Below are 11,463 nucleotides of genomic sequence, written 5' to 3'. Positions count from 1 at the left end.
AGTCTTCGAATTTTGTTTGCCGCTGTTAAAACACGCCGCAAGATCGGCGTTGCCCCCAGCCTGTCACATGGCTGTCAAGCAGGAATGCTTATCGTCCGCAGCTTATGTTCGAACAGGGATGCTCCGATGAAGAACCTTCTTTCCGCTTTCACCGCCCTCGTGGCCTTTGGCATGATTGCCGGCGCCGCTGAGGCCGCCGACCTCGTGCTCTATACCAGCCAGCCGAACGAGGACGCACAGGCGACCGTCGATGGCTTCAAGGCTGCCAATCCGGGCCTGGACGTACAGTGGGTGCGCGATGGGACGCCGCAGATCATGGCGAAGCTCAATGCCGAGATCCAGGCGGGCAATCCGGCAGCCGACGTTCTCCTGATCGCCGACACGGTGACGCTCGAGCGCATGAAGCAGGCAGGCCAGCTGATGGCCTACAAGTCCCCGGAAGCCGCCAATTACGACAAGGCCCTCTATGACGCCGACGGCTTCTACCATTCGACCAAGCTGATCACCACCGGCATCATCTACAACACCCAGGCCGCCATGAAGCCGACCAGCTGGGCAGATCTTGCCAAGCCGGAAGCCAAGGGCCTCGTCACCATGCCGAGCCCGCTCGCTTCGGGTGCAGCGCTCATCCACGCGCAGACGCTCGCCGGCGTTCCCGGCCTTGGCTGGGACTACTACAAGAACCTCAAGGCAAACGGCGCGATTGCCGCCGGCGGCAACGGCGCGATCCTGAAGTCCGTCGCTTCCGGCGAGAAGGCCTACGGCTTCGTCGTCGATTACCTGCCGATCCGCGAAAAGGCGAAGGGTGCTCCCGTCGAGTTCGTCTTCCCGAAGGAAGGCGTGTCCGCGGTCACCGAGCCGGCAGCGATCCTTGCCTCCACCAAGCATGCGGACAATGCCAAGAAGTTCATCGACTACGTCCTCTCTCAGAAGGGCCAGGAAGGCTTCCTGAAGCTCGGCTACATCCCGGCCCGCAACGGCATGGCCGTGCCGGCAGGCTTCCCGGCGCGCGAGACGATCAAGGTCCTGCCGATCAATGCCCCCGAAGCGCTCAAGAACTCCGAGAAGGACGTCAAGGGCTTCGCGGATATCTTTGGCATCAAGGGCTGATATAAGCGCCATATGACGCGACCTCAAAAACAGGGAAACAGCCAGCCACGCTGGCTGTTTCCTTTTGTCGTAACCGTGATCTTCTGCCTGAGCGTGCTGCCGCTCGGCCGGCTCGCCGCGACCGGAATCATGTCCGCAGTTCGGGGCGGGGCGAGCGAACTTCTGTCCGACCCGGGCCTGTGGCGGTCGGTCTATGACACGCTGTCCACCTCGTTCTTCGGCATGATTGCGGCCGTCGTTCTGGGCGGCGGCTTCGCGCTGCTGCTGACGTTGTTCGACATCCGCGGCAAGGCTTTCCTCGGTTTCCTGTTCATGCTGCCGACGATGATCCCGCCGCAGGTGACGGCGCTCGCCTGGATCGGAATGACCGGGCCTTCCAGCGCGCTCCTGAAGGCGCTGGGGCTCGCGCCGCCGCTCGGTTCGCCGCAGCCGCTCTATTCGATCGGAGGCATCGCGCTGCTCTACGGCGTGCAGAATGCGGCCCTCGTCTACCTGTCGTTGCGGGCCGGGCTCTTGGCGCTGCCGCGCGATGCGGTGGAGGCGGCGCGGCTCTCCGGCGCATCGTCCTTTCAGGTGCTGAAAGATGTCATTCTGCCTTTGTCGCTGCCGGGTCTTGCGGCCGGCGCGGCGATCGCCTTCGTGTCCTGCGTCGGCAATTTCGGCATTCCGGCAATTCTGGGCATCCCCGCCGGGATCTATACGCTGCCGACCCTCATCTATTCGAAATTCGCGGCTTTCGGTCCCCGCACGTTCGCGGACATCTCGGTCCTGTCCGGCCTGATTGCGATCCTGTCGGTCATCGGGCTGATGGTCGAGGCACGGGTACTGCGCGGCCGCGACTATCGCGTCATCGGCCTGTCGGGGCAGGTCGCCGTCTTCCGGCTCGGCGCCTGGCGCTGGCTTGCCGAACTGCTTTTGTGGCTGACGATCTTCCTGATCCTCGCCATGCCGCTGATCGCGCTCGTCGCAAGCTCGCTGGCGCCGGCCTATGGCGTGCCGCTCAGCCCCGCGACCGTCACCATCAAGGCCTATGAGGAAATCCTCCTGCGCCAGGCGGCGACGCGCATCGCGTTCACCAATTCCCTGTCGCTGTCGCTTGCCACCGCCTTCGGTCTCCTGGTGGTGACAGTGCTGACCGGCTATTTCCTGGTGCGCAGCAAGAGCCGCTTCGTGGGCGTCATCTCGGCGCTGGCGGAAATCCCCTATGCGCTGCCGGGGATCGTGCTGGCAGTCGCCTTCATCCTGCTGTTCGCCGCGCCCATTCCGGTGATCGGCATCTCGATCTACGGAACGATCTGGATCATTCTGATCGCCTATTTCTCGAGCTTCTTCGCCGTCAGCCTGAAACCGGTGGTCAGCGCCTTCCGCCAGCTCGATCCTTCGCTCGAGGAGGCGGCGCGGCTTTCCGGAGCAGGGTTCGCGCGCCGGCTCGTCGATATTCTTGTGCCCCTGGTGGCACCGGCCGCGGGCGCCTCGGTAATCCTCGTCTTCCTGATCGCCTGCAACGAGCTGACGGTCTCCGCGCTCCTCTGGTCGGCGGGCACCCAGACGCTCGGCGTGCTGATCTACAATCTCGATGACAGTGGCAGCTTCAACATCGCGGCGGCACTCTCCGTCCTTGTCGTCATCATGGTGATCGCAATGATGGTCGTGCTGGAACTGATGGCGAAACGACTGCCGAAAGGTGTGGTACCGTGGCGAAGCTGATCCTCAACCGCCTCTCCAAGACGTTTGATACCGGCGGCCGTGCGGCGGTCAACGATGTGTCCCTGACCGTACGCGAAGGTGGTTTCCTGGCGTTGCTTGGGCCTTCCGGCTGCGGCAAGACGACGGTGCTCAGGATGATCGCCGGTTTCGAACAGCCGAGCGACGGCTCGATCCTGCTCGGTGAGCGGGTTCTTGCCGATGCCGGCGAGATGGTGGCCCCGGAACATCGCAACATGGCGATGGTCTTCCAGTCCTATGCGCTCTGGCCGCATATGAGCGTCGCGGAAAATGTCGGCTATCCGCTGAAGGTGCGCGGCATTTCCGGCGAGAAACGGGGGCGCAAGGTCAGGCAGGCGCTCGCCGCCGTTCATCTCGAAACCTATGCGGACCGCCGCCCGGCGGATCTTTCCGGCGGCCAGAGGCAGCGCGTCGCGCTCGCCCGCTGCCTCGTCACCGAGCCGGACGTCGTGCTGCTTGACGAGCCGCTCGCCAATCTCGACCGGCACCTGCGCCAGGAGATGGAAGAGACGTTCCGGGAGTTTCACGCCCGGTCGGGCGCGACGATGATCTATGTCACCCACGACCAGTCGGAGGCGATGGCGCTTGCGACCGACGTTGCCGTGATGTCCGAGGGCCGGCTGCTGCAGGTGGCGACACCGGAGGAAGTCTATGCGCGCCCGGAGGGCCGGTTGGTCGGTGGCCTCGTGGGGCAGGGGGCGATCCTCTCACTTCCGTCACCCTTCGGTGACAGGCGGCTTTTCGACTGGCCCGCCATGCAGGAGATCCTCGCCGGACCGGCGCAGGAGCCGCGTGCCGATATCCTCGTCCGCCCGCAGGACGTCGAAATCGCGGCGGAAGGACAGGTGGCCACCGTCCTCTCGGTGCTGTTCGAGGGCGAGCGTTATGCGCTGCGTCTTGCCCTGCCGGACGGACAGGCATTGCGCGCTTTCAGCCGTCAGCCGGTCAAGGCTGGCGATCGTCTGTCGATCGTGATCCGCGCCGCCTGGAGATTGTAGCCAGGCGTTGCCATGGTTATGGTGTTCGCAGGAAAAGGAATCCCTCCCATGTCGCTGCGTCTCGGCACCTTCAACATCGAAAACCTGATGACGCGCTTCGATTTCTCCGGCTGGCGCAATCAGCTCCGGCAGGACCGGGTGCTGCGGCTCTACGACGTGCAGGACAAGGCGGTCTACCAGCAGCTCGAGCAGGCCCGGATGATCGCCGAGACCGACGACACGCGACAGCTTTCGGCGCTGGCGATCGCCGACGCGGACGCCGACATCCTCTGCCTGCAGGAGGTCGACAGCATGCCGGCCCTGCAGGCCTTCGAATACGGGTATCTCTACCGCATGGTCGGCAACGGCTACCGCCAGAAATATCTGGTCGAGGGCAATGATTCGCGCGGCATCGATGTCGCCGTGCTGATGCGCGAGGAGACCCGCAGCGGCGAGAAGATCGAGGTGCAGGACGTGCGCAGCCACGCCATGCTGACCTATCAGGATCTCGGCCTCTTCAACGACGAACTGGCGCTCAGCAACCAGGCGCATGACAAGATCTTCAAGCGCGATTGCCTCGAACTGGAGCTGACGATCGGGGCCAAGCCCTTCACGCTGTTCGTCGTGCATTTCAAATCCATGGGCAATGCCCGCGACGGTCAGGACGGCCGTACCGGCACGATGGCGATCCGCATGGCGGAGGCGAAAGCGGTGCGCCAGATCGTCGAGCGCCGCTTCGGTGCGGGCCGAACGGCGGACAAGAACTTCGCCATCTGCGGCGACATGAACGACTATCAGGAAAAGGTGCAGGTGATCGGCACCCGCCGCGAAGGCTATCGATTCGAGCCGCGGCGCGAAGAGGTGAGTGCGCTGAATGTCTTCACCGATGACAGCTTCGTGGTGAACCCGGTTACGCGCCGCGAGGTGATGGATCGCTGGACGCTCTATCATGCGCGCGGGCCGGAGGAACAGCATCTCTGCCAGCTCGATTATATCTGGCTGTCGCCGGCACTTGCCGAGCACAACCGGGACAGCGTGCCGGAGATCATCCGCGGCGGCCAGCCCTATCGCACCGTCTTTCCGCCGGGACAGGAGGTCGAGCGTTTTCCGCGCATCGGCTGGGACCGGCCAAAGGCATCGGACCATTGCCCTGTCGTGATGTCGCTGGAGCTTCGATGACCATCCAGACGATCAGCGGCTGGCCTGCCGAAAACACTGTCTTCGAAGTCGAGGCTTTCGATCTTTCGGTCCTGCCCGGAGCGCATCCCGTCTACGTCGCCCACCGGGACGAGATCGAGGAGAACTGGGCGCGCGAGGTGGCGGCCAATCCGCATCTCTTCAACGGCCAGATGGTGCTGCAGAACAGGCTTTCGTTTCGCGACGGCGTGATCATCGGCGAGGCGCATGTCATCCCTTATTCGACGCTTTTGTGGTGGCGGAGACAGCCTGACCCGGCCGGAGCTTTCCATCTCTTCGGCTTTGCCGTGCCCGTTTCCTCCGATGGGGCGATCATCGCCGTCCGGATGAGCGAAAGGACCGCCAATCCGGGTCAGGTCTATTGCGCCGCCGGCTCGCTCGATCTTCTGGACATCGTCGACGGCAAGCTCGATCTCGAGGCCAATATGCACCGTGAAGTTCGGGAGGAAACCGGCCTCGACCTCGCAGAAGCGAAGGCGGACCGGCAACTCTTCGCCAGCTACGGCGGGCACCGGGTCGTCGGCTTTCGCTTCTATCGCTTCGACCTTACGGCGCAGGAGATGCTGGCGCGCATCGCCGACCATATGGTGCATGACGAGGAAAAGGAGATCGCCGGTGCGGTGGCGATCCACTCGGCTGACCGTGGCGCGCATCCCTACAGCCCGTTGATGTTCCCGATTCTCGACCTGTTTTTCGGCCCTTCGATGCGCTGAACAGGGGTTGCTTTGAGCCGACCGGTCGGGCAGTTTGGCGCCATCGAAACACGGGGAGGTGTGGTTGGCCCGTCGTTACAGCATCTATGACGTCTTCACCGACAGACGACTTGCCGGCAATCCGCTGGCGGTGATTCTCGACGGAGACGACCTTGCCGACGACAAAATGCAGTCGATCGCCAGGGAGATGAATCTCTCCGAGACGGTGTTCGTTCAGTCTTCCGCGAATGCCGCCTATGCGGCCCGCCTGCGCATCTTCACGCCGGGCCGGGAATTGCCTTTCGCGGGGCATCCGACCGTCGGAACGGCGGTGGCTCTGGCCGAACTCAATCACCGGTCCGGACAGCCCGACATGGATATTGTCTGCGTGCTGGAGGAAAATGTCGGCCCTGTGCGCTGCGCCGTGCGGCTTCGTGCCGGCGAGGCGGGATTTGCCGAATTCGACCTGCCGAGAAAGCCGGTGCAGATCGAGCTTCCGCTCGACCGGCAGGGGCTCGCCGATGCGTTGAGCGTAAAATCGACGGATATCGGCTTCGAGAACCATGCCGCCTCCATCTGGAGTGCCGGCGTACCGTTCCTGATGATTCCGCTGCACAATCTGGCGACGGTGCAGAACCTCGAATTCGACACGACTTTGTGGGAAAAGGCAGCACCGTTCGTCGAGGGATCGCTTGCGTCGGCTTACGTCTATTGCCGCAGCGGCGTGAACCATCAGGCGAAATTCCATGCCCGGATGTTCTCGCCGGACATGGGGATTTCGGAGGACCCGGCAACGGGCGCCGCCGTTGCCGCACTCTCCGGCGCGATCCGGCATTTCGATGCACTCCCGGACGGCCATCACCCGGTGCTGGTGGAGCAGGGGGTGGAGATGGGGCGGCCGTCCTTGATCCATCTGCATATCGACGTGAAGGAGGGAGAGATCGCCAGGGCCCGCATTGGCGGCCAGGCAATCAAGGTCGCGGAAGGCACGCTCTATCTTTGAATTTCGCTGTCTGTCGAAGATTGCGATATTGTGACGCACTAAGACCTTGAAGTTTTTCGCTTTCCCGCCGTTTGTCGAGGTTCGGCGAGGGTTCTGTCAGACGTAAAATCCGCCCCGACGGATTTTTTGCCCGGTCGGGCGAATAATTTTGGCCCAGCCGCTGGACAAGCCGAACGATCCCCTTTATACGCCCCTCACACCGCTGGCGAGTACGCCTCGCACAGCCGGTTCTTGGGTGATTAGCTCAGTTGGTAGAGCAGCTGACTCTTAATCAGCGGGTCGTAGGTTCGAGCCCTACATCACCCACCATCTCCTCTTTCGAAGAGTTGGATGAAGAGGGGCGCATGTCGCCCTGTTACCATCCGTGATCTCCAATCCTGTTTCTTTTGATCCTTCGGCGGGAACTCCGGCGCCTGAACGGCATTTGGACTGCAAAACCAAATGGGAGCGCGGTCATGAAGACTATTCTTTTGCTTCTGGGGAGCCTTGTCCTGGTCGTTCTGGTGTTCCTGAGCGGCGTGATCATCACCGCCAACGTGATCGCCGAACCTGAACCCCATAAATTCGCCCATATGGATACGCCGGACCTGTGGACTTCCCAGCCGAAGGCCGTTGACACCGTCAAGCAGGATTACCAGCGACTGCCCGCTGAAACGTCTCCGGTTTCAGTTGCGGCCGATAAGCAGGAAACGCCCGACGTCCGCCAGACCCCTGCCGGGGCAGCCGTCGATAACACCGTGACCGCCTCCATCAGTCCGCAGCAGCCGGCCACGGTGCCGCAGCCGCAGGAAGAACGGAAAGCCATTGTTGAGCCCCAGCAGGCCGACTGGTGCTTCGCCCGATACAAGTCCTATCGCATCGAAGACAACAGCTACCAGCCCTTCAGCGGCGGCCCTCGTCGGCAATGCCAGGCACCAGGCGCTATGGCGACCGAGACTGTTGCCGCTGCCTCGATGCCTGGCCAGCCGCAAGCCCCGCGGATGCAGAACGAATTGCAGCCGCTTCCGGAGAGACCGGCCGCCCGCGCCAATCAGCGAGCCGACGACGGTGCGGAAGGTTATGCACGGTCGCAGGCGATCGATACCGAGGCTTCGGCCGGATCCCATGAGGAATGGTGTTTTGCCCGTTACCGGTCCTACCAGGCCGAGGACAACAGCTACCAGCCTTTTGCTGGCGGCCCGCGCCGCCAGTGCCAATCACCTTTCGGCTGACCATCCGCTCAGGCGGCGCGGTCGACGAGGTTCTTTGCCATCATCATATGCACCCCCTTGCAGCCGTTGACGGTCTGGGTGATCCGAAGGTCGCCGGCAAGGCTGCAGAGCGTGTAGGCATCTTCCCGCGACAGGCCGCCTTTTTCACCGAGCAGCACGATCATGTCGCGCAGTGCCATCACGGCGCATTGGTCGAGATCCGGATCCATGCCCATGGTGATGTAATGCGTCGGCGTTTCAGCCCGTGGATAGACGAAATCGAGATCGTCGCGCACGGTAAGCTGAAATGTCCCGCGCAATGCCGTCTCGATCGCGGTGATGCAAACCTCGCCGTCGCCCTGCGCGCCATGGCCGTCACCACAGGAAAACAGCGCGCCCTCGTTGAAGATCGGCAGATAGAGGGTGGTCCCGGCGACCAGTTCCTTGTTGTCGATATTACCGGCGTGCGAACGCGGCATGATCGAGGTGATGCGGCCCCAGTTCGGTGGCGGAGCGACGCCCATGACCCCGAAAAAGGGCGCCAGCGGCAGGTCGAGACCCCAGGGCAGGCGGCCGACATTCCTCTGCTTGTCGAGCGGGATGGTGATCATCCGAGGCGTCTCGAAATCGTAAGGGAGGGTGCCGGCAAGCGGACGGATGACGTTATAGCCCCAGTCCTGGCGCAGCTCGACATCGAGGATCTTCACTTCCAGGACCTGTCCGGGCTTGGCGCCGCGCACGGCGACCGGGCCAGTCAGGATATGTCCCTGCATGATCGGCCGGCAGTTTTCGTGGATTTCGAGATGTTCGGGAAGAATGATGAACCCTTGCCTGGGCAGAACTTCCGCAGGGCCGGACACAGAATCGATCACCACCGTGTCGCCGCTGTCGATGGTCAGCACCGGCTCCCGGTCAGCGTCGAAATAACCCCAGGCGCAGGTTTTGGAAGAGGCGGAGACGTGATGTTTCATGACTGGCTCTCTTGTTTTGATCAGGCGGGAGACTAGCCGATTTTACTTTGCACGCCAGTCCGCAAATCTTGCCCGGCTGGCTCGCGACGCCTGATCTGGTGGATCGGTCGTTCTTACGCCGTTCTGGCGGTTTCCGGCCCCGTCGCTGCGATGCGGCGTTCGGTCTGGCGCAGGCAGAGCGCCAGGATGACGCCGAGGCCAGTCGCGGCGGCGATGTAGAACGGAGCGCCTTGCCAGCCTGATGCCGCGACGATCGAGGCGAGCAGCATCGGTCCGAAGACCTGGCCAATATTGGAACCCTGCATGACAAAACCGCTGAACGTACCGACGAGGTCGCGGCGCGGCGCATAAACGGGCAGCGAGCCCATGATGGTGGCCGGCAGGACACCGCCCGACACGGCGTAAAGCACCGAGGCTCCGTAGCGCATCCAAAGCGGGAAACTATGGCCGAAGACGACGAAGGCGGTGAGCGTCAGCATCACACAGGGGCCGGCGATCAGTACCCAACGCGGGGCGCCCCAACGCGCGAAAACGCCGCCGACTACGTTGCCGACGCCGTTCGCGAGCACTGCGAAGGCGGTCATGATGGATGCAGCCGCGAGGCCGATCCCCATTTCCTCGATCAGCAGGGTCGGCAGGAAACCGAAGACCGACATGAAGCTGGCGCTGTAGGCGGCAAAAATACCTGACAGTATCCATGACATCGGCCGGGAGGCGGTGAGGCTGACGGCCGTCAGCAGCGAGGTTGCCGGATGTCCTGCAGCTTGCGGTTTCGGCACGCTCATCGTCAGCAGCGCGACCATCGGGATGACGCTGAGCATGGCGGCGAAAATCCATGAGCCCTGCCAGCCGAAGCTCGGCAGCAGGATGGGCGAGATCATCATCATCGCCGCGACGCCGACCGGCATCCAGATACCCCAGAGCGCAAAGGCAAGGCCGATGTCGCGCGGCTCGACCGAGGCTGCGATCAGGCCGGGGGCGGCGACCGAGACCATGATCAGACCGACGCTCTCGAGCACGCGGCTGGCGAAGATCACGGTTTCCGAATGGGTGAAGGCGCCGGTCAGGCTCCCGGCGATCAGCAGGGCAAGACCAAGGACCATGGCGCGACGATGGGTCAGGTAATCGGTGAAACGGCCGATCAGAATGCCGCAGGCGGCGCCGAGCGCACTTGAAAGCCCCATCAGCCAGCCAGCCGCCACGAGATCGATGCCGAGTTCGGAACGCAGGAGCGGGATGGCGGGCGGCACCTTGCCCACATGCAGGGCAGCGGCGATACCGCCGAGAACAGCGATTGTGACATGTCCCCAACGAGTCATGCTGTCGGTATTCCAATCATCGAACAAACTCCCCAAGGCTTTATCATCCCCGTACGTGTCGAGGCATAAATTCCTGCGCGGAGAGCATGATTTTTTGGCCGCTTTACCGCCCTGGCGGAATTCTCGTCTCTCGCGGCGGGCCGCTCAGGAATCGCGTACCCGGCGGGGGCCCCGAAAGCCGGTCAGGGTCGACGGCAAGACGTGGCAACTCTTCCGGCGGCCTCGACGAAGGCTGGATCGCGTTCAGGGCATGCGCGGTTTTGGTGAGGCAACGACTGAGGGTCGTCGCCTCATTGGTAAGTGGCGCCTAACTTGCCTTGCGCATCTGCTCGCGGCTTTCCTCGACCTTGAGGTTCTGAACCAGCTTGGCAAGCCAATCGACGAAGACCCGCACCTTGTTGGAGAGGTGGCGGGTTTGCGGATAGACGATGTAGAGGGGCAGGGATCCGCAGTGCCAGTCGGAGAGCACTTCGACAAGTTCGCCCTTCTCCACCGCCTCCTTGACCATGAATCGGGGCGATTGCGCGATACCCATGCCGGATATGGCCGCGTTCACGTAGGTCCGGGCATCGTTGACTGAGACCACGTAACGGGGGGTGATTTCCACGGTTTCATCGTCCCGATGGAATTCCAGTGACCTCACCCGGCTGGACTGGGCATTCAGGTAACCGACCGCTAGATGGTCTTCCTCCAGATCCTGCGGGCGTTCAGGTGCGCCGAATTTGCGGATGTAGAGCGGTGCCGCATAGGCTGACATGCTGATCTCACCGACCTTGCGGGCAATCAGCGACTGGTCGGTCAGGGTGCCGGCGCGCAGAGCGCAGTCGACGTTTTCGGCGATATAATCGACCAGCCGGTCGCCGACGCCGATATCGAGCCTGATTTGCGGAAAACGGGTATGGAAATCGCATAAGTTCGGAATCACCAGCAAATCGGCAAAGGCGCCGGCCATTTCCACCCGCAGCCGCCCGGACGGCTGGCTCTGCGAATTCGACATGCTGCCGTCGAGTTCGTCAAGTTCGGAGATTATCTGCATCGCCCGCTCATAGTAGAGCGCGCCGTCGGTCGTCACCATCACCTTGCGGGTCGTCCGGTTGAGCAGCGTCGTGCGCAGATGGCTCTCGAGGCTCTGGACGAGATTGGTCACCGTCGTTTTGGGCATATTGAGGGTCGCCGCAGCCCGGGTGAAATTACCGGTTTCCACGACGCGGACGAATACGCGCATTGCCGAAAGCTGATCCATTGTCTTGATTCCTGCTGCGCCGCAACATTGTTCCGA

At 62.8% G+C, this 11,463-nt stretch carries 10 protein-coding genes and 1 tRNA gene; 8 read left to right on the top strand and 3 right to left on the bottom strand.

The window, feature by feature from the left end; all coding sequences use genetic code 11:
* The first annotated feature begins 126 nt into the window (after nucleotides 1-126).
* From J2857_RS08425 to J2857_RS08390, 8 genes are all read left to right on the top strand, one after another.
* Nucleotides 127-1,110: an ABC transporter substrate-binding protein gene (locus J2857_RS08425; protein ID WP_037082114.1), complete on the top strand. Its 984-nt coding sequence runs from the start codon at nucleotides 127-129 to the stop codon at nucleotides 1,108-1,110.
* A gap of 12 nt (nucleotides 1,111-1,122) precedes the next feature.
* Nucleotides 1,123-2,817, top strand: a complete 1,695-nt coding sequence (locus J2857_RS08420) for an ABC transporter permease (protein ID WP_210009652.1) — start codon at nucleotides 1,123-1,125, stop codon at nucleotides 2,815-2,817.
* Nucleotides 2,805-3,833, top strand: a complete 1,029-nt coding sequence (locus tag J2857_RS08415; RefSeq protein WP_210009651.1) for an ABC transporter ATP-binding protein — start codon at nucleotides 2,805-2,807, stop codon at nucleotides 3,831-3,833. The genes J2857_RS08420 and J2857_RS08415 overlap by 13 nt, the downstream gene beginning before the upstream one ends.
* A 48-nt stretch (nucleotides 3,834-3,881) precedes the next feature.
* Entirely contained in the window at nucleotides 3,882-4,991 is a 1,110-nt protein-coding gene (locus J2857_RS08410) for an endonuclease/exonuclease/phosphatase family protein (protein WP_210009650.1), read from the top strand.
* Nucleotides 4,988-5,722 (top strand): NUDIX hydrolase, encoded by a 735-nt coding sequence (locus tag J2857_RS08405; RefSeq protein WP_210009649.1) that lies wholly within the window; start codon nucleotides 4,988-4,990, stop codon nucleotides 5,720-5,722. The genes J2857_RS08410 and J2857_RS08405 overlap by 4 nt, the downstream gene beginning before the upstream one ends.
* A gap of 64 nt (nucleotides 5,723-5,786) precedes the next feature.
* Nucleotides 5,787-6,704: a PhzF family phenazine biosynthesis protein gene (locus J2857_RS08400; protein WP_210009648.1), complete on the top strand. Its 918-nt coding sequence runs from the start codon at nucleotides 5,787-5,789 to the stop codon at nucleotides 6,702-6,704.
* A gap of 233 nt (nucleotides 6,705-6,937) precedes the next feature.
* Nucleotides 6,938-7,013 (top strand) — tRNA-Lys (locus J2857_RS08395).
* Between the two features lie 146 nt (nucleotides 7,014-7,159).
* Entirely contained in the window at nucleotides 7,160-7,915 is a 756-nt protein-coding gene (locus tag J2857_RS08390) for a BA14K family protein (protein WP_210009647.1), read from the top strand.
* A gap of 8 nt (nucleotides 7,916-7,923) precedes the next feature.
* Here J2857_RS08390 and J2857_RS08385 read toward each other — a convergent pair whose 3' ends face one another.
* The 3 genes from J2857_RS08385 to J2857_RS08375 form a co-directional block, all read right to left on the bottom strand.
* Nucleotides 7,924-8,865, bottom strand: coding sequence for an acetamidase/formamidase family protein (locus J2857_RS08385; RefSeq protein ID WP_210009646.1), 942 nt, complete (start codon nucleotides 8,863-8,865; stop codon nucleotides 7,924-7,926).
* 113 nt (nucleotides 8,866-8,978) lie between these two features.
* Nucleotides 8,979-10,184 (bottom strand): MFS transporter, encoded by a 1,206-nt coding sequence (locus tag J2857_RS08380; RefSeq protein ID WP_210009645.1) that lies wholly within the window; start codon nucleotides 10,182-10,184, stop codon nucleotides 8,979-8,981.
* A 307-nt stretch (nucleotides 10,185-10,491) separates the two neighbouring features.
* Complete coding sequence (locus J2857_RS08375) at nucleotides 10,492-11,427, bottom strand: LysR family transcriptional regulator (protein ID WP_210009643.1); 936 nt, start codon at nucleotides 11,425-11,427, stop codon at nucleotides 10,492-10,494.
* Between the last annotated feature and the right edge of the window lie 36 nt (nucleotides 11,428-11,463).

The sequence above is a fragment of the Neorhizobium galegae genome (genome assembly GCF_017877055.1).
GTDB lineage: Bacteria > Pseudomonadota > Alphaproteobacteria > Rhizobiales > Rhizobiaceae > Neorhizobium > Neorhizobium galegae_D.
This window is presented reverse-complemented; position numbering and strand designations above follow the sequence as displayed.